At 55.8% G+C, this 19,360-nt stretch carries 15 protein-coding genes; 8 read left to right on the forward strand and 7 right to left on the reverse strand.

Annotated features, from left to right (window positions below):
- Nucleotide 1 precedes the first annotated feature (1 nt).
- The 3 genes from H8K27_RS08960 to H8K27_RS08970 form a co-directional block, all read right to left on the reverse strand.
- Nucleotides 2-628 (reverse strand): hypothetical protein, encoded by a 627-nt coding sequence (locus H8K27_RS08960; protein ID WP_186862842.1) that lies wholly within the window; start codon nt 626-628, stop codon nt 2-4.
- Nucleotides 629-647: 19 nt separating this feature from the next.
- Nucleotides 648-1,730: a calcium:cation antiporter gene (locus H8K27_RS08965; protein ID WP_186862843.1), complete on the reverse strand. Its 1,083-nt coding sequence runs from the start codon at nt 1,728-1,730 to the stop codon at nt 648-650.
- A 93-nt stretch (nt 1,731-1,823) separates the two neighbouring features.
- On the reverse strand, nt 1,824-2,393 hold the full coding sequence (locus tag H8K27_RS08970; RefSeq protein ID WP_186862844.1) for a GNAT family N-acetyltransferase: 570 nt from the start codon (nt 2,391-2,393) through the stop codon (nt 1,824-1,826).
- A gap of 78 nt (nt 2,394-2,471) precedes the next feature.
- On the opposite strand from H8K27_RS08970, the gene H8K27_RS08975 reads away from it, so the two are divergent.
- Both H8K27_RS08975 and H8K27_RS08980 read left to right on the forward strand, forming a co-directional pair.
- Nucleotides 2,472-2,669: a hypothetical protein gene (locus H8K27_RS08975; protein ID WP_186862845.1), complete on the forward strand. Its 198-nt coding sequence runs from the start codon at nt 2,472-2,474 to the stop codon at nt 2,667-2,669.
- 32 nt (nt 2,670-2,701) lie between these two features.
- Nucleotides 2,702-3,385: a MarC family protein gene (locus tag H8K27_RS08980; RefSeq protein ID WP_230419115.1), complete on the forward strand. Its 684-nt coding sequence runs from the start codon at nt 2,702-2,704 to the stop codon at nt 3,383-3,385.
- Here H8K27_RS08980 and cadR read toward each other — a convergent pair.
- Entirely contained in the window at nt 3,382-3,822 is a 441-nt protein-coding gene (gene cadR / locus H8K27_RS08985) for a Cd(II)/Pb(II)-responsive transcriptional regulator (RefSeq protein ID WP_186862846.1), read from the reverse strand. The genes H8K27_RS08980 and cadR overlap by 4 nt on opposite strands.
- A 264-nt stretch (nt 3,823-4,086) precedes the next feature.
- On the opposite strand from cadR, the gene H8K27_RS08990 reads away from it, so the two are divergent.
- Entirely contained in the window at nt 4,087-6,441 is a 2,355-nt protein-coding gene (locus H8K27_RS08990) for a heavy metal translocating P-type ATPase (RefSeq protein WP_186862847.1), read from the forward strand.
- Here H8K27_RS08990 and H8K27_RS08995 read toward each other — a convergent pair.
- Both H8K27_RS08995 and H8K27_RS09000 read right to left on the reverse strand, forming a co-directional pair.
- Nucleotides 6,420-6,740, reverse strand: coding sequence for a hypothetical protein (locus H8K27_RS08995; RefSeq protein ID WP_186862848.1), 321 nt, complete (start codon nt 6,738-6,740; stop codon nt 6,420-6,422). The genes H8K27_RS08990 and H8K27_RS08995 overlap by 22 nt on opposite strands.
- Nucleotides 6,741-6,846: 106 nt before the next feature.
- Nucleotides 6,847-9,129: a putative bifunctional diguanylate cyclase/phosphodiesterase gene (locus H8K27_RS09000; RefSeq protein ID WP_186862849.1), complete on the reverse strand. Its 2,283-nt coding sequence runs from the start codon at nt 9,127-9,129 to the stop codon at nt 6,847-6,849.
- A gap of 202 nt (nt 9,130-9,331) precedes the next feature.
- Between H8K27_RS09000 and H8K27_RS09005 the strand changes: the two genes are divergently transcribed.
- Both H8K27_RS09005 and H8K27_RS09010 read left to right on the forward strand, forming a co-directional pair.
- Nucleotides 9,332-9,955, forward strand: coding sequence for a TetR/AcrR family transcriptional regulator (locus tag H8K27_RS09005; protein WP_186862850.1), 624 nt, complete (start codon nt 9,332-9,334; stop codon nt 9,953-9,955).
- 224 nt (nt 9,956-10,179) lie between these two features.
- Complete coding sequence (locus tag H8K27_RS09010; RefSeq protein WP_186862851.1) at nt 10,180-11,274, forward strand: alkene reductase; 1,095 nt, start codon at nt 10,180-10,182, stop codon at nt 11,272-11,274.
- Between the two features lie 78 nt (nt 11,275-11,352).
- Here the strand turns inward: H8K27_RS09010 and H8K27_RS09015 are convergent, their stop codons facing one another.
- The gene (locus H8K27_RS09015; RefSeq protein ID WP_222610639.1) at nt 11,353-11,811 is read right to left on the reverse strand and encodes a MerR family transcriptional regulator; all 459 of its coding nucleotides are present in this window, start codon (nt 11,809-11,811) and stop codon (nt 11,353-11,355) included.
- Nucleotides 11,812-11,892: 81 nt separating this feature from the next.
- On the opposite strand from H8K27_RS09015, the gene H8K27_RS09020 reads away from it, so the two are divergent.
- The 3 genes from H8K27_RS09020 (at nt 11,893) to H8K27_RS09030 (ending at nt 19,226) form a co-directional block, all read left to right on the forward strand.
- The gene (locus H8K27_RS09020) at nt 11,893-14,577 is read left to right on the forward strand and encodes a heavy metal translocating P-type ATPase (RefSeq protein WP_186862852.1); all 2,685 of its coding nucleotides are present in this window, start codon (nt 11,893-11,895) and stop codon (nt 14,575-14,577) included.
- 320 nt (nt 14,578-14,897) lie between these two features.
- The gene (locus H8K27_RS09025; protein WP_230419116.1) at nt 14,898-16,616 is read left to right on the forward strand and encodes an alkaline phosphatase family protein; all 1,719 of its coding nucleotides are present in this window, start codon (nt 14,898-14,900) and stop codon (nt 16,614-16,616) included.
- A 408-nt stretch (nt 16,617-17,024) separates the two neighbouring features.
- Nucleotides 17,025-19,226 (forward strand): TonB-dependent receptor, encoded by a 2,202-nt coding sequence (locus H8K27_RS09030; protein WP_186862853.1) that lies wholly within the window; start codon nt 17,025-17,027, stop codon nt 19,224-19,226.
- Nucleotides 19,227-19,360: the final 134 nt, after the last annotated feature.

A 19,360-nucleotide genomic window follows, 5' to 3' on the forward strand; every position in this document is an offset into this window, starting at 1 on the left:
ATCAGGGGGCAACTGACGCTTTCTTTTTCGCTGTTTCCACCACCATCACTGCCATGATGGACTGATTTGCTGCTGCCAACGCGTCTCTGGCACTGACTGGCCTAAGGCAGGAAATACCGCGACAGGTATCAGCTGAGCGGTGAATGGTACGGATCGCAGACAACTGTTGCGCTACCAGTGTCAGCAGGCGAACATTACAAGCACTGGCGGCAGCACTGTCAGCAGGTGAATCTGCCGTTCCGGCTTCGGGTTGCAGCACCGGTGACGGGGTTGTCTGCAACACATGGGATAACTGGCTGTACAACTGATTTTGCAGGCGACAGGATTTCCCTCCAGAAGCAATCGTGGCGCGGGTAATCAGCAGTTCCAGTTTCGCTTCGAGCGCATTATAAGTACGCAGATTGGCTTCGTAACTGCCTTCGGGCTGACCGCCGAGTTCTGCCATGTTCTTGACATGCATGTTGAGCTGCTCGGAAAAATCACTGATACCCTGGTCGATGACCAGATCGTAATCGCTGACCAGCCGTACACCGGCGCAGCCTGCCAGCGCCAGGGCTGCCAGCCATACTGCCAGCATGGCGCAGCACCCTCGCTTCATCCGGCTGGCTGCAGTATTGCTGTGATTCATTGCGGCTCCTTTGCCGGTTTCAGGGGACAATCGTAGTCAACAGATACACGGCAAAAATCACCAGATGAATCGTCCCCTGCATAATGGTAGTGCGGCCCGTCCCCAGCGAGAGCGTGGTAATCATCAGCGACAGCAGTAACAGCACAGTGGATTTGGCGTCGATGCCCAGCGTCAGTTGCCATCCGGTCAGTAAAGAAATCACCGCCACCACCGGAATGGTCAGGCCGATACTGGCAAGTGCCGAACCGAGCGCCAGATTAATGCTGGTCTGCAGCCGGTTGGCACGCGCCGCACTGAGCGCCGCCAGCCCTTCCGGCAGCAACACGATCATCGCGATAATGATGCCGACCAGCGCTTTCGGCGCACCCGCGGCTGCCACGGCCGACTCCAGTGCAGGGGCCAGCGATTTTGCCAGCAACACCACCGCCACCAGACAGACCAGCAGCAGCCCGGCGCTGATCCAGGCCATGTTTGCCGATGGCTGCGGTGCATGCACTTCTTCATCGCTGGCTGCCACGGCGGGCAGAAAATAATCCCGGTGCCGCACTGTCTGCACCAGCACAAACGTACCGTACAGCACCAGCGACACCACGGCAATAAATGCCAGCTGACCCGGACTGTAATAAGGGCCGGCAATGGTGGAAGTAAAATTCGGCAGCACCAGCGTCAGCACCGAGAGGGCAGCCAGCGTCGCGAGCGAAGTGCTGGCCCCCTGCAGGCCGAAACTCTGTTCGTTGTGCCGGATGCCGCCCACCAGCAGGCACAGGCCGATAATGCCGGTCAGGATCACCATGACTGCCGCAAACACCGTGTCACGCGCCAGCCCGGCAGTCACTTCGCCGCCGGCCAGCATCAGCGAGACAATCAGCGCCACCTCAATCAGCGTCACCGCGAGAGCCAGCAACAAGGTGCCGAAGGGTTCGCCGATTTTATGTGCCACCACTTCGGCATGGAATACGGCGGTCAGCACTCCGCCAAACAATGCGGCAGTCAGCAGAATGGCATACCAGCCGGCGGTCAGCAGCAGGCTGCCGCCAAGTATCAGGCAGACCAGGGCAGGCAGGATAAGTGACCAGCGGGGAAGAGCCGGTGTGATGGTCATACGCAATCTCCTAATCAGATCAGCAGGTGAATTCAGGCCATGTTGCGCTGCTACAGTCCTGACTGCGGATGGTAACCGAAGTTCCGCCGGAATTTACAAAAATGCAGCAGAATACGGCCATTCGGACGCCAGCAGCGAATAGCATTTCAGGTCGGCATAATGATCCTGCTTCCGTTCGCATTCGCGCAAAACGCCTTCGAGCTGAAAACCGAGGCGCTCCGCCAGTTTCCAGCTGCTCAGGTTGGCAGGCTCAATCAGCATTTGCATCCGGTGTATTCCCAGCGTTTTAAAACAATAGGCGAGCATTGCCTGCAGGCTTTCGTGCATGATGCCCTGCCCCCAGTATTCCGGAAAAATCCAGAACCCGGCTTCTGCGCAATGATGTTCCTGCTCCCATTCATTGATGCCGCAGGTGCCGATCAGCACATGCGGTGCATGACTGAAACAGAGACCCCACCAGATACCGGTACCGGATGCCCAGATCAGTTCAAACCAGTCGAGCTGGGCCTGAGTCAGCGTCTGCGTTTCATAGCTGATGCCGTAGTATTCGGTGACGCGCGGATCGGACATGCCGCGAAACAGCAAGGGCAGATCGTCGGCGCTCATGCGGCGCAAGATCAGGCGCGGTGTGTGCAGGACAGGAAAGTCGGCAGGAGTAGGCATACAGGATCAGCAGGGACAATGATATCGGTGGTCTCAGCGGTTTTCAGAGCAGGCGGCCGCCATCAGAGCGCAGCATACATGGATAAAGACAGATCGGAAATGCCGCAGCAGACGATCTTCCACGCTATTGCTGTTGTACGGATTTCTGGCAGATGCGGTTTTATTGAATGCGGTTTTATTGAATGCATTTCTGTTGGACGAATTTTTGTGAGCCGCATTTTTGCCGGGCGCATTTTTGTTAGGTGCATTTTTGTTGCACGCATTTTTGTTGCATAATCAGGCAGATGTTTTTATGAGGAGTTTTTTCCATGAGTCTTGCGATGATCGTTTTCTTTAAGGCGCTGGTTCTGGTACCGGTGACCTTATTGCCTATTTTAAATCCCATCGCGATCGCTCCGATTTTTTTATCCATGACCGGCCCGATTGAACCTGCGATTGCCAACCGGCTCGCAAAACGGATTGCCGTCAATTGTTTTCTGCTGCTGATGGGCGCTATTTTCATCGGCTCTTATGTGCTGGATTTTTTCGGCATTTCCCTGCCGATCGTGCGGGTTGCCGGCGGGATTGTGGTCAGTATGGCCGGCTGGAAACTGCTGAATGACCAGAGTCAGGACAAGCTGCTGAACTCGGTCGCTGCCACGCATGGCGGCCAGTGGAATCATGAAGAATTACGCCGCCGCAGCTTTTATCCGTTCAGTTTTCCGCTGACGGTCGGCCCCGGCACGATTGCCGCATCGGTCACGATCGGCACACAAATGCCGCATAAGCCGATTGACTGGCTGCTGACCAGCTTCGCTTCCGCGCTCGGCGTGCTGCTCACCACGCTGGTGATCTATCTGTGCTATCGCTTTGCACGCAATATGGAACGTTTCCTCGGCGATGTCGGCGCCACCGTGCTGCTGCGGCTGTCAGCATTTATCCTGCTGTGCATCGGGATTGAAATCGGCTGGGCCGGTGTGTCGGATTTGCTGGCTGAACTGAGCCAGCATTAAACCGGCCTGGCGTCCGGCGAGTGACAGGCGCAGGCTTCGCCATGCGCGGCAGCCACCAGTTCCTGCAAGATCCCGCACTCACGACCATGATGCCGTTCGTCGCAGCGCGCGCGCAGCTGGCTCAGTTGTTTTTCCAGCGCTTTCATACTTTTCAGTCTGGCTTTGACGCGGGTAATCTGCTGGTCGATGAGCAGGTTAATATCGCCGCAATCATCCGCCGGATCGTTGATGAAAGTGGTCAGGCGGCGAATGTCTGCCAGCGGGATATCCAGCGCCCGGCAATGCCGGATGAAAGACAAGCGCTCCAGATGTTCAGCGCTATAACTGCGGTAACCATTGTCCTGCCGCGCGGGTGCCGGCAGCAATCCCTGTTTTTCGTAAAAGCGGATGGTTTCCAGTTCAACGCCGGTGGCGCCGGAGAGTTCACTGATGCGCATGCTGTTTTCCTTTTATATATACTCCCTCCCAGTATATAAAAACGCCCTTTATTTACATTGATATCAGAGCATTTTATTCATAAATAGGGGGGAGTATCCCGAATAACGGGGCAGTACAAGTGACAATCACCGGGGCAGCTCTTATTTTAACCTGGCATAAAAAAGAAGCTTGACCCTGTAGTCACTCCAGAGTCTACAGTAGAATTCATTTCATCAACAGGACGGTAAGACGTTCTGGCAATCAATGATTTCACAGGATAGACCATGAGCGAGAAAATCACCTGCTGCGGAGATCCGCAACCGCCTGTCAGCACCTGCAACCGCACTCATGATCAGAACGGTGAGCACAGCCACGATCACCATAATCACGGCAGCCATCATCGTCACGGCCACTCCTGCAAGCAGGATCATGCTCATGATGCCGGCCATGCGCATGAACATCATGCCGGACAGTCTGCCTCCAAACAGTCCGGCAGCATGCCGCCCGGTACGCAGCAATTCCGGCTGCACATTGCCGCGATGGACTGTCCGACCGAAGAAGCGCTGATCCGGCGCGTGCTGACACCGCTGCCGCAGGTGCTGGGACTCGATTTCGACTTACTGAACCGGATACTGACAGTGCATCACAAGGAACAGGAAGTGGCAGAAATCCAGCAAAAGCTGGCTGCCATCGGCATGCAGGGTCAGTTGCTGGCCGGAACAGCAACCGCCGCCAACGCTAAACAACAGGGCTGGTGGCGGCTGCTGGCGGGCGGCAGCGCAGCACTGGCAGCAGAGGCGCTGGTCTGGGCGGGCTCACCAGAAAAAGCGCTGCCTGTTCTGATACTGTCGCTGGCTGCCGTTCTGATCTGCGGCCTCCCGACGCTGAAAAAGGGCTGGATCGCCTTGCGTCATCTGACCCTGAATATCCATCTGCTGATGACGGCTGCTGTCAGCGGCGCACTGCTGATTGGTCAATGGCCGGAAGCCGCCATGGTGATCTGCCTGTTTGCGCTGGCGGAAATGCTGGAGGCTGCCAGCCTGATCCGGGCGCGGGATGCCATTGGCAGCCTGCTTGATCAGGCGCCCGAAACGGTGCAATGCCAGCAGCTCGACGGCAGCTGGCAGGCGCAGAATACAGCTGAGATCGCCGTTGGCGCGCTGATCCTGTGCCGCCCCGGCGACCGTATCGCCCTTGATGGTGTGATTGAATCGGGGCAGTCTGAAGTCAATCAGGCAGCCATCACCGGTGAAAGCATGCCGCAGGAAAAAATCCCTGGCGATCCGGTGTATGCCGGCACACTGAATCAGACCGGGGCGCTGCAGATTCGCGTGTCAGCACTGGCGGGCGCCAGCATGCTGGCGCGCATCGCCCATTCCGTGCAGGACGCGCAAAGCCAGCGCGCTCCGACCCAGCGCTTTGTTGACCGCTTCGCCGCGCTGTATACGCCCATCGTATTTGCGATTGCTGTGCTGGCCGCGATACTGCCACCGCTGTTGTGGCAACATGGCTGGCACGACAGTCTGTACCGGGCGCTGGTGCTGCTGGTCATCGCCTGCCCCTGCGCGCTGGTGATTTCCACGCCGGTCACGGTCGTCAGCGGTCTGGCACTGGCGGCGCGGCGCGGCATCGTGGTCAAGGGCGGATTGTTTCTGGAACAAGGAAAACTGCTGCAACAACTGGCGTTCGACAAAACCGGCACCCTGACCGAGGGCAAACCCGCGCTGCAGCACACACAAAGCTTCAGCGCACTGACTCCGGCTGAAATTCTGCGCATCGCCGCCAGCCTGGATGCACATTCCAGCCACCCGCTGGCGCAGGCATTACTGCAGGCGTGCCGGGAACCCTTGCTGCCGGTAACGGAGGTCAGCCTGTTTACCGAGGGTCGGGGGCGCGGTATTCGCGGCCGTATCGGTGATCAGCCATATCTGCTGGGCAATCGCGCAATGCTCGCAGCACTGGGGCTGGAACAGATGCCGGATAACGGAGAATCAGCCAAGTCAACCAATCCGCCTGCGGCGCAGTTTCTGGAGCAGGACGGCAGCACCCTGATTTTCCTGTGCCAGCCGGGACAACTGCTCGGCGTGCTCGGAGTGGCAGATCAGGTTCGCGCGAGCAGCAGGGAAGCGGTGCAGGAGCTGCATGCTCTCGGTATCCGCACGCTGATGCTGACCGGGGACAATGCATCCGCAGCACAGGCGATTGCGAAGCAAACCGGGATTGAGGAGGTGCGCAGCGAACTGCTGCCGGAAGATAAACTGCAGGTAATCAGCACACTGGCGCAGCAAGGCATGACCGGCATGGCTGGCGACGGCATCAACGATGCGCCGGCGCTGGCACGCGCTCAGATTGGTTTCGCGATGGCAGCAGGTAGTGACATTGCGCTGGAAACCGCCGATGTGGCGCTGATGCAGAACGATCTGCGCAAGCTGCCTGAATTCATCCGTATTTCCCGCAAAACCAATGCAGTGCTGTGGCAAAACATCGGCTTTGCGCTTGCTATCAAACTATTGTTTCTGCTGCTGGCGCTGACTGGTCATGCCAGTCTGTGGATGGCCGTATTTGCCGACACCGGCACCAGCCTGCTGGTGGTGCTGAACGGGTTGCGTCTGCTGCGTTACTCCAGCTCTGGCGTCTGATCTCCGGACTCTGGTTCATTGAGCATCAAGGCATGTTCGACCTGGCTGGATTCGTCGCCGATACGGCTTTGCCAGGCGCGCGCAAAATAACTTTTCTCTTCCGCTGTCGGCGCAGAAAACCAGATCACCATCAGCGTGCCTTTGTGATCGTGAATTTTTGCCAGCTTGGTGATGCATTCCCGGTTACCGGCGACATCTGCCAGTCCGATCGCATAGCCATATACACGGCTCAGACGTTCAATCCGGTCTGGTTCGGTTTCGCTGTTGGTGGCAGAAATTTTCGGGTGATCCAGATACATGATGCAGTCTCCGTCGTGAATGTGGTCTGTCTAGCCGCACTGATTTTAGCCCAAGCAGCCCGGCACGGCTACGCTTTTCCCATGCTGCGCACACCGCACCGGCGATTCAGAATACCCGGTAAGCGCGTTGCAGCAGCTGGTTGATGGTTGGCACGTCCAGCGGCCGGTAATAATAGTATCCCTGGAAATAGCGGCAGCCGACTTCCTTCAGGAAATTTTCCTGCTGCTGATTTTCGACGCCTTCGGCCACCGTATCACAGGAAAGGATTTCTGCCAGCGACACAATCGCCTTGATGATCATTTCACTCTTGCGGTTATAGCCGATCTGGGACACAAAAGAACGGTCAATCTTGACGGTATGCGCCGGGAAATGGCTGAGCTTGGACAAGGAGGAATAGCCTGTGCCAAAGTCATCAATTGCAATGCTGAACCCTCGGTTTTTCAGTGCATTCAGATGATGAATAGACAGGGACTCATTCGCGATCAGGCCAGTTTCAGTAATTTCCAGTTCGAGATAACGGGTTTCCACCGCATAGTGCTGGCAGCGCTCCTCGATCAGCTGGATCAGGTCGGCCCGAGCAATATCAGATACCGACAGGTTCAGCGCCACGACCGGACTCTGGCCGAACAGGTCCAGCCAGCTGCGGATCTGGGCGCAAACCTGATCCAGCACAAAATCGCTGATGTAGCGGATCAGGCCGGAACGCTCCGCAATCGGAATGAATTCTGACGGCGCCACTTTCCCCAGCGTAGCGGAATTCCAGCGCAACAGCGCCTCCACCCCGGCCAGCGAACCATCGTGTGCCACCTTCGGCTGGTACAGCAGGTGAAACTCATTTTGCCGCAGACCATTGACCACCCCGACTTCAATTTCGACATTGCGCCGGATCTGTAATGCATCTTCTTCATCAAACAAGGTCACGCTCTGATCGCTCGACCGGCGCGCCGTATCAAGGGCGACTTCACTGCGCCGGATCAGGTCATCCGGTTCGGCATCTTCCGGCCGCACCAGCGCAATCCCGGCAGAAAATTGCACCAGCAATACTTCGCCATTGATTTCCAGCTCTTTAGGTAAAGCCTGGCGGATCTGGTCCACCAGCTGAATCACGTCGCCGGGCGTGCGCAATTGTTCAATCACAAACGAAAAGACGATGCTGCGCAACCGGGCGCAAAAACAGTTTTTCGGCAATACCTGTGACAGTTCGTCAGCAAAGCGGCGCAGCAACACGTCACCGGTGTGGGCGCCGAACTGCTGATTGGCATGCCGGATACTGTTGAGCCGGAACGACACCAGTGCCGTCACCTGGCCCGCATCCTTGCTGGTCAGCAGGGTAAACAAATACTGGCGCAGCATTTCGCGGTTCGGCAGATTGGTCAGTGCATCGTGGCTGCTGAGGTAATCTTCGCGCTCCAGACTGAGCTGCAATTCATTCTGCATGTGATGCAGGTGCGACACATCGCGCAAGGCAACGATGTAATGCTCGCTGGAAGTCTGCGAGATATTGTCCAGCGCCACCATTTTGCCGTCACGCGTCCGGTAGGCGGACATCCGCAGATTGCCCGAATCTTCGCTTTGCGTGGTTTTCAGACGCACGCTGTTTTCTATCGACAGCCAGTTAAACAGCGCCTGCTCCTGGTCTGTCGCAGGATTCCGTCCGAGCAGTGCATTGGCCTGATTATTCGCCTGCAGGATCAGCCCTGCCGCATCAGTCAGCAGTAATGCAGTTCCGGCATTTTCAAAAACCTCCTGATACTGGGTATAGCTGATCTGCAAGGCATTACTGGCACTGCGAAAACGCAGCAACATCGCGTCGAGCGCATGCAACACCCGGAACACCGTCAGCGGCAAGCTGAAATTGAAAAATAAGAACAGCAGCAGATGCAGATAAATCCGGGTCACCGGAACCGGCCCGGGCGGCTCAGCCAGATAGTTATTGAAAAAATGGTAGGGCTCGCCAAACAGCAGGAACAAAAACGGAATCACGTTCAGAAACATCAGGCCCAACGCCAGCCGGGTGCTGAAAAACAGGCGGGCAATCATCGGCACGGCATACATCAGGATATAGCCCAGCCGCGCCAGCTCCGGGTTGGAAACCATTGTGATAATAATCAGTGCCGTCGCATAAATATTTGCCACCAGCAGCGCCGCGCCAAGCCGGACGGAACGTGAGGAATAATAAATCGCCAGCGATTTGATGCAGTACACCATCAGAATCGCCCACAGCACCGGGTAGGTTCCCTGCGCATAGGCATGCAATGAGCTGTGAATGGCAATCCCGCCTTCCAGGAGAAACCCGGACAGCAGGAAGATACGAAGCGCACTTAATTTCCAGGAGGTATATTCAACCGGCGTCAGCGTGTTCTCATCCAGAAAAAGCCAGCGAAACATAGTGATAAGAAATAAGAACCGGGTTGAATAAAATGAAAATTTCTTTTCAAAGTGAAAATAGATTTTCGCATAGTCTGAAATACTCCTGTAGTAATTGTTACATTTTTTTCTATGCACGTACATGAATTACACATCTTGATACAAGCTCTGTTGTTACATTTTCAGCTTGACACTAGACGACCGGTCTAATAAAATTCGCTCCATGGATAAATATGATCACCGCCCCACGCATCAGGACACCCGTGAACGCATTCTCGCGACAGGTGAAGGACTGATTCTGGGCAGCGGTTTCAGCGCACTGGGGCTCAGTGAGATACTGGCTGCGGCGGCGGTTCCCAAAGGATCGTTCTATCACTACTTCCAGTCGAAGGAAGGTTTTGGGGTCGCGATGCTGGAGCGTTATTTTGCTGATTATCTGCAACGCACCCATGTGTTGTTTTCCGACCCGCAACTGACAGTCAGGGAACGGCTCTTAAGCTACTTCCGGCAATGGCAGTTGCAGGCAGAAAGCAGCGGTTGCCATAAATTGTGCCTGGCGGTCAAACTGGCCGCTGAAGTGTCCGATCTGTCTGAGCCGATGCGTGAAGCCTTGTCTGTCGGAATGCGGAATATCATGTCGCAGATTGCCGATGCGATCCGTACCGGACAGGCAGACGGCAGTCTGAGCAATCAGGCCGAAGCCCAGGATCTGGCCGAGTCTTTATATGGCCTCTGGGTTGGCGCTTCCCTGCTGACGAAGGTGAAACTGGATTTGCGCCCTCTGACGCTGGCTTACCGGCAGACAGAAGCCCTGCTGGAAGGCCCACCAGCCAGCGTACAGACATAAACGATGTATGAAATCACCTGCGCTGCCGGGCAGAACAAAGGCAGCATATGCAGCACAGTATCCGCAGTATCCAGAGTGTCAGGCAGCAAGCAGTATGTAAAACCATTGATGAAGTGCAATGTGGGCTGAACGTCATGCCCATTTTTTTGAAACACAAATTAGACGACCGGTCTAATTTATTATCCGTCTTACCCCCTGTTATTGGAAAAACCAAAGGAAACCCGATGCTGAATCATTTACTCTCCCCCGTCAAAGCAGGCAGTGTTGCCCTGAATAACCGCGTTGTGATGGCGCCGCTGACACGCTCCAGAGCCGGTCAGCCCGGCGATGTGCCGCGCGCACTGAATGCCGAATATTATGCGCAGCGCGCCAGCGCCGGCCTGATCGTGACAGAAGCCAGCCAGATTTCCCGTCAGGGCCAGGGCTATGCCTGGACTCCCGGTATCTATACCGATGCCCAGCAAGCCGGATGGAAGAATGTGGTCGATGCAGTGCACGCGAAAGGCGGAAAAATCGCGCTGCAACTCTGGCACGTAGGCCGGATTTCTCACAATCTGTTGCAGGAAAATGGTCAGGCACCGGTTTCCGCATCCGCGATTCAGGCGGCCAACAGCCAGTGTTTCGTGGTGCAGCCGGACGGCACACCGGCCAATATCCAGACCGCCGAGCCGCGTGCGCTGACATTGGAAGAAATGCCTGGCATCGTCGAGCAATACCGTCATGCCAGCATCCGCGCCAAAGATGCAGGTTTTGATCTGGTCGAAGTCCATGCCGCAAACGGCTACCTGCTGCAGCAATTCATGTCCACCAACAGCAACCTGCGTACCGATGCCTATGGCGGCAGCCTGGAAAACCGTGCCCGTCTGACGCTGGAAGCCGTGGATGCTGCGATTTCCGTACTCGGCGCAGCACGCGTTGGCGTCAGGATTTCGCCCAACTTCGTGGCGCATGGGATTGCGGATACCGAAGCTGAAGCAATGGCGTTGTATCTGGCAAAAGCCTTTACCCAGCGCGGAATTGCTTATCTGCATATTGCAGAGCCTGACTGGGCTGGCGGTGCTGAGCTGACAGCAGCCTTCCGTACCGAATTACGCGCAGCCTTTCCCGGCACACTGATCTGCTGCGGCGGCTACACGGCAGCAGAGGCTGACTCCCTGATCGCCAGCGGACTGGCAGACGCGGTTGCATTTGGCCGCCCTTACATTGCCAACCCGGATCTGGTGGAACGCTTCGCCGCCGGTGCCGCATTGAACACCCCGGACCGCAGCACCTTCTACGGCGGTGAAGAAAAAGGCTACACCGATTATCCGTTCATGTAATACGCAGTTGCCGGAAATGCTGGCCTGAAGCGTCTGCGCCCTGCACCGCATTCATGTCCGGCTTTCCGGCACGCTGATTCACGGCTGGCCAGCCAGCCGGTGTGTCGGATGGCATGCCGGCAGCGGTGCCGGCTCCTCCTGCCCCAATGCCTGAATGATCGGGCACTGCACCTGCGCCGACGCCGATTCGCAGGCATGAATCAGATGCGACAACATACTCTCCATACGATGCAAATCTGCCAGTTTGGAGCGCACCTGCGTTAATCGCTCCTGCGCCACATGCCGTATCGCCTTGCGGTCATCACTGTCTTCCAGCAACAGCAGGTTGCCAATCTCTTCCAGTGAAAATCCCAGTTCCTGCGCTCGCTTGATAAAGCGTATCCGTTCCGTCAGCGCTGCCGAATAAGTGCGAAAACCGCTGCTGACCTGCGGTACCGGCAATAACGCACGACGCTGGTAGTAGCGTATAGTTTCAATGCCGACACCTGCCGCTTTTGCCAGTTGCCCGATCGTGTATAGCCTGTTTTCAGCCATCATAAAAAATCCTTGACTCCGTTCCTGAGTACAGGGTCTATGATACAAAAAAATTCCTGTCATCCGTCATTCCGGGAGATTTCCATGACACATGAACACACGGACAATTGCTGCCCTCAGGCACAACCTGCCGCGTCGTCCGGCAATAGCGAAAAAACCTATACCGATCCGGTCTGCGGCATGCAGGTCGCCAAGAGCGCTGACAAAACCGCACGTTTCCAGGGTATTGCCTATTATTTCTGCAGCCAGTCCTGCGTGACCAAATTCAATCTTGCGCCGGAAAATTATGTCCGCGCCAAACCGGTTATCGGTGCCGGAAGCATTGCCACCGCTTCTGCTGCCCCTGCAGCACCTGCAAGCGCGGCAGACCCGGCCCCGATGAAGACCAAAGAAGTCAGCCGCCCGGCCGCCCCGCCTGCGGCGGCCTCTTGCTGTGGCGGACATGCCGAAGGCAGTGCGATGCTGCACGATCCGGCAGGCCAGCATCTGGACCCGGTCTGTGGCATGACCGTCAACGAGACCACACCGCACCAGCATTTGCACAACGGTATCCATTATTACTTCTGCTCGGCGCACTGCGTCAAAAAATTCAGCGCCGATCCGGCGGCTTATCTGGAACCCGGCAAGCGCCCTGCCCCGCCGCCAGCCGCCAAGGATGCAATCTACACCTGTCCGATGGACCCGGAAATCGAACAGATCGGCCCCGGCATCTGTCCGATCTGCGGCATGGCGCTGGAACCGAAAGAAGCGTCGATGCATGAAGACAGCAGCGAATTCGACGATATGCTGCGGCGCTTCAAAATCAGCATCGTGCTGAGTCTGCCTTTATTACTGATGACCATGGGCGATATGCTGCCCGGGGTATCGTTTCACGATATGCTGGGCATGACAACGTTTAACTGGTTGCAGTTCGTGCTGGCGACGCCGGTAGTGCTGTGGCTGGGGCGGCCGTTTTTCGACCGTGCGCTGGCATCCTTTAAAAGCGGCAATCTGAATATGTTCAGCCTGATCGGGGTCGGCACGGCTGCCGCCTATCTGTTCAGCCTGATCGCGTTGCTGATACCGGACAGCTTGCCCGATGCGTTCAAGATGCACGGCATGGCGCCGCTGTATTTTGAAGCGGCGGCTGTCATCATCAGTCTGGTGCTGCTGGGGCAAGTGCTGGAATTACGCGCCCGCTCTCAAACCAATACCGCGATCAAGGCGCTGCTGTCGCTGACGCCGGCAACAGCCATACGTATAAGCAAAGATGGCACCGAGCAGGAAGTCGCACTGGCAAGCGTGCACACAGGCGACATCCTGCGGGTGAAGCCGGGTGCGCATGTCCCGGTCGATGGCGTGTTGCAGGATGGCAGCTCGTATGTCGATGAGTCGATGATTACCGGCGAGCCGGTACCGGTTGCCAAACAACAGGGCGACCAGCTCAGTGCCGGCACCATGAATCAGAAAGGCAGCTTCACCATGCGTGCTGAGCGGATCGGCAGCGACACGCTGCTAGCCAGAATCATCGCGCTGGTGAATCAGGCCAGCCGTTCACGGGCACCGATTCAGAAACTGGCCGATAAAGTCTCGGGCTGGTTTGTGCCTGCCGTGATCGGTATCGCCGTACTCGCCTTTGCAGTCTGGGCGCTGTGGGGACCCGCACCGGGACTGGCGAACGGCCTGATGGCAGCAGTATCCGTACTCATCATCGCCTGCCCCTGCGCACTCGGACTGGCGACGCCGATTTCTGTCACTGTCGGCATTGGCCGTGGCGCCCACGAAGGTGTGCTGATTAAAGACGCCGAAGCATTGGAGCGTCTGGAAAAAATCGACACGCTGGTCATTGATAAAACCGGCACCCTGACCGAAGGCAAGCCGTCGCTGCAGGAAATGATGCCCGCCAGCGGTGAGGAGCGCATGGCATTACTCGGGCTGGCACTGGCGCTGGAACAAAGCAGCGAGCATCCTCTGGCACAGGCGATCGTGAATTATGCACGCCAGCAGCAGGCCGTGGCGGCGAGCATCAGCAACTTTATCGCCGTCACCGGGAAGGGTGTCTCGGCGCTGAGCCAGCAGGGAGAAATCCTGCTGCTCGGCAAACCCGGCTTCCTCATTGAACAAGGCATTGCACTGACCGAATTCCAGTCTCAGATTAAAACCCTGCAACAGCGCGGTCATACTGTCATGTTGATGGCGGCCGGACGCAAGGCAGTTGCCTTGTTCAGCGTTGCCGACAGCATCAAGACCGGCACTCAGCAAGCCATACAGCAATTGCAGCAGCAAGGCATACGGGTCATCGTCATGACCGGCGACAACGCGCAAACTGCCCAGGCCGTCGCCAGCCAGCTGGGTGTGGACGAGGTGCATGCCGACGTCATGCCGGAAGATAAATTCCGCTTTGTGCAGCAATTGCAGGAACAGGGTCATCAGGTAGCAATGGCGGGCGACGGCATCAACGATGCTCCGGCGCTGGCACAGGCGAGCGTCGGTATCGCGATGGGTACCGGCACCGATGTCGCCATGAACAGTGCGCACGTGGTACTGGTCAAAGGCGATTTGCGCGGCATCGCCAAAGCCCGCAGCCTGAGCCGGAACACGATGAAAAATATCCGCCAGAACCTGTTTTTTGCATTTGTCTATAACTTCATCGGCGTACCCATCGCCGCTGGTATTCTGTTCCCCTGGTTCGGCATTTTGCTGAGCCCGATGATCGCCAGCGCCGCGATGAGTTTCAGCTCAGTGTCCGTCATCAGCAATGCACTGCGGCTGCGTCACACCCAGCTGTAAATTCGTCATCCCGGAAAATCGGAACGACAAACGGGAAACCGAGCGGAGAGCGTGCAACGCGCTTTCTGCTCACCGGGAGCGGCGGAATGGCGGAATCAGTAATACGTGTAATACGTCTAGTAGCCTTCTTCAGAATATCCGGGCATGTCACATGAATGTCATCTGACACTGCTAGCATCACCGCTCAGCATTCGTCCACTCCGGATGGCTGTCTGCGTCGATAACGTGTCATGAACACGGCAGACAAGCCTGGGAACAATATCTGCCACGGGTCGGGCGACCGCAATCCTTTCTCCACCTCATTCCAATTTGCTGACTCCATGATGAAAAATATTCCCCTGTCAGCGCTTTTACTCAGCGCTTTGTACGCCCACGGCAGCTATGCCCAGACTGTCACCACCACACCGATTGAGCACGTGATTGTGCTGGTGGGTGAGAACCGGACATTTGATAATCTATACGGCGTGTATCAGCCCAAAAAGAAGCAGACCATTTCTAATCTTTGGTCTAAAGGCATCGTCAAAGCCGATGGTTCGCCGGGGCCGAACTACCATCTGGCAGCGCAAAAGACAGCGGAAAATGTCACGACCTATCTTCCGGCGCCAACCGTCAAAGCCCCTTATGCCAGCCTGCCGCAGCCGTATGCTGCCGGTGCTTTCGGCCAGCGTCATGATGTGCCGGATGCGCGTTTCCCGTCAGATATGCCGAACGGACCGTTTCAAATCACCAAGCACGTCAGCTATGGTGCACATACAGGCGATCCGGTACACCGTTTTTTCCAGATGTGGCAACAGATTAACGGCGGAAACAATGACCTGTTTGTCTGGGTCGCTGAAATGACTGGTGTTGGCCCTAGCAACGCCCCCATTCCTTTCGCCCCCGGCCGCACCTACCAGGGCGGCATTGCGATGGGCTTTTACAATATGTCCACCGGCGATGCGCCGACCTTCAAGAGACTGGCGGACAACTACGCGATTGCCGATAACTATCACCAGCCGATCATGGGCGGCACCACCGTCAACTATCTGGCGCTGGCAACCGGCGACGTGACTTTTTATACCGATCAGGGTAAACCTGCGGTTCCTCCGGCCAACATGATCGAAAACCCGAATCCGCAGCCCAATACCAATAACTGGTACACCGAAGACGGCTACCGTGGCGGCACCTACATTCAGTGCGCCGACCTGTCGCAGCCGGGTGCTACCGGTATACATGCCTTCCTGAAAAAACTGCCGTATCAGGCATTCAACCAGGGCAATTGCGCACCGGACACCTACTACATGGTGAATAATATGGATCCAGCCTACTCGCCACTGGGCGAACCGCTGGCACTGGGTGCGGATAAATTCCTGCTGCCGCCGCAAACCATTCCCCATATCGGTGATGCGCTGACTGCTGCCGGTGTTTCCTGGAAATGGTATAGCGGTGGTCGTAATGACGGTAAGAATGTGGACAAAGAGTATTGCGCCATGTGCGACACGCCATCGTTCTTCGCTTCAACCATGACCGGTCCGGATAAAAACAAATTACAAGACCTGCACCAGTTCTATGTCGATGTAAAAAAAGACGAGAAATCCTTTCCCGCGGTCTCTTACATTGCGCCGTATGACAGCCTGTCCGGCCATCCGGGTTATGCTTCGGAGTCGAGCTTTGACGAGCTGGCTGCCGACGTGATCGCCCGCGTTAAAGCAAATCCGGAACTGTGGAAAAAAACAGCGATCCTGATCACCTTCGATGAAGGCGGTGGCTATTATGACTCCGGTTATGTGCAGTTCATCGATTTCTTCGGCGACGGCACACGCATTCCGCTGGTTGCCGTGTCACCGTATGCGAAAAAAGGACATGTCGATCATACCTATTACGATCACGCATCGATCCTGAAATTCATTCAGCGCAACTGGAAACTGGCACCATTGTCCAAACGCAGCCGCGACAATCTGCCAAATCCGGTGACCGATAAAAAGAATCCATACGTACCGCTGAACCGACCTGCGCTGGGTGACCTGATGGGCATGTTTGATTTCAAACAAAAGCCCTGAACCGGCACATCCACCAGCACCCCAGACTCCCGTCTGCCATAAAACAGACGCACTGCAATTGCCGTGCGTCTGTTTTTTTATGTATCGCCAACACTGTTCCCGGATAAAAACCGGGGATGCACCAACCGCATTTAATGCAAAAAAATATTTCACCCTGATGACTATATCAGTGATTTTGTTGCAGAAATGTAGCGAGGATTTCATCCAATCCAAATTCACTTTCTTGTCACATTGCCTGATTAGACTTCGCGTCGTTGATGTCCGGACATTGCTGCTTTTCTTTGCATTCAAAAGCAAATGACTTCCTCGCTTCAGATGAACGGTCAGGCTTGCTGATACTTCTGATTCGTTCACAGACACGCAACATATTCCAACAATTATTTATAAACCACACTCAGGAACTTACTCATGGCAATCCAATTCCGTCGTTCCCCGCTTTATCTGATTTTGCTGCAGGCATTTGCTGCACCTGCATTTGCAGAAGACGCACCAGCAGAAGTTGTCAGCGTCGTTATCTTCGGCCAGGGTAATACACGTCAGGTACAGGACGTATCCAAAAAAGATCTGGCACTGGCATTGCCAGGCACCAGCCCGCTGAAAACACTGGACAAGCTGCCAGGTGTGAGCTTCCAGTCTGCTGATCCGTTCGGTGCCTATGAGTGGTCTACCCGCTTCAGCGCACGCGGCTTCAACCAGAGCCAGATGGGCTTTACGCTGGATAACGTACCGCTGGGTGACATGAGCTACGGTAACAACAACGGCCTGCATATCAGCCGTGCGATTTCCTCTGAAAATATTGGCCGCGTTACCCTGTCTCAGGGTGCAGGTGCTGTCGGCACAGCATCGACCAGCAATCTGGGTGGCACAGTACAGTTTTTCTCTTCCGCTCCGACCGATGAATTCGGCGTGACCGGCGCACAGACTTTCGGCAGTAACAAGACCTACCGCACGTTCGCACGTGTTGACACCGGCTTGCTGTCTTCCGGCACCAAAGCCTACCTGAGCGCGACCCGCCAGCGTGCAGAAAAATGGAAGGGCACTGGCTCCCAGAATCAGGATATGTTCAATTCGAAAGTAGTTCAGAAGCTGGGCAACAGCAAACTGACTGCATTCTTTAACTACTCTGACCGTACTGAAGTCGACTATCAGGATTTGTCGATCGAAATGGCAAATCGCCTCGGTTACGACTGGGATAACTACGCACCGGACTGGCAGCGTGCAGTAAATGCCGCCAAAGGCATCTACACTGGCAAAGTCAACAGCCTGGATGATGCTTACTATCAGGGCAGCGGCCTGCGTAAAGACAGCCTGCTCGGCGCCACGCTGGACAACCGTTTCGGCGAAGACGTTTCTCTGAAAACGACAGCTTATCACCACAGCAATCAAGGTCAGGGCCACTGGTACACACCATACAGCAGCTCCTCCAATGGTTTGCCGATCGCGATCCGCACCACAGAATATTCGATCAGCCGTAACGGCGTGATTGCTGACCTGACAGCAGAACTCGGTCAGCACACACTCAATGCCGGTTTCTGGGCAGAAAGCAGCCTGCACACACTGACCCGGAATTTTTATGATGCCACGCCGCTGGATACCAACTATTTCCTGAGCAATCCAAACAAGACTGGCTTCAAGCAAAACTTCACGACTACCACCACTCAGTTCTACGCACAGGATACGATTTCCCTGCTGGCTGACAAGCTGAAACTGAATGTTGGCTTCAAATCCCCGAATGTCAAAATCAACGCTGTCACGATCGTTGGTACCCGTGCTGCCGGTGATCTGACTGCATCTAAAAATTTCCTGCCACAACTCGGCCTGAATTATGCACTGAGCAAATCGGACGAACTGTTCCTGAGTTTCTCGCAAAATATGCGTGCTTATCAGCCGGGCGTGAATGGTCCGTTCTCTCAGACACAGACTGCGTTTAGCCTGAGCTCTGCTTCCATCAAGCCGGAAACTTCCAAAACGGTTGATGTCGGTTATCGCTTCAAAACCGATAATCTGGTTGGCTCTGTTGCCGCTTATTTCACACGCTTTGATGACCGTCTGATGGCAGTCGCCACTTGTGCCGGTATTGTTGGCTGCCCAAGCACATTCGTGAACGTCGGTCAGGTGGAAACCAAGGGTATCGAGACAGCAGCAATGTGGACACTGGCAAAAGACTGGTCTCTGTTCAATTCCCTGACGTATAACGACTCCAAGTACAAGTCAAACTACATGGACGGCACGACACTGGTCGCCATCGCTGGCAAGCAGGTTGTGGATTCGCCAAAGCTGATGTTCAAGACAGAGCTGTCATATGAAACACCGCAATGGTTTGGCCGTGTCGGTGCGAAATACACAGACAAGCGTTTCTACACTTACACCAACGACGCCAGCGTTCCGGCTTACTGGGTCATGAATCTGTCGACTGGATACAAGCAGAAAAATCTGGCAGGCATCAAAGATTTCTCCGTACAGTTCAACGTAGAAAATCTGTTCAACAAACAGTATTTCAGCACGATCGGCTCCAACGGTTTCCAGACATCTGATCCGACTGGCACTGCACAGACTCTGCTGACAGGCGCACCACGCCAGTTCTTCGTGACATTCAGCGGCAAAATCTGATTGCTGCAGCCCGGCTTCTCCGCACCGCAAGGCGCGGAGGCTTGAGCAAAACACCTCTTATCCGGCCAGCCGGGCAAGAGGTGTTTTTTTATCCGCGCGGCATCCTCAGTTACCACAACCCCGCTGCTGCCTGA

Origin of the sequence: Cognatundibacterium griseum (assembly GCF_014284195.1) — a bacterium.
In the GTDB taxonomy this organism is placed as follows: Bacteria; Pseudomonadota; Gammaproteobacteria; order Burkholderiales; family Burkholderiaceae_D; genus Undibacterium; species Undibacterium griseum.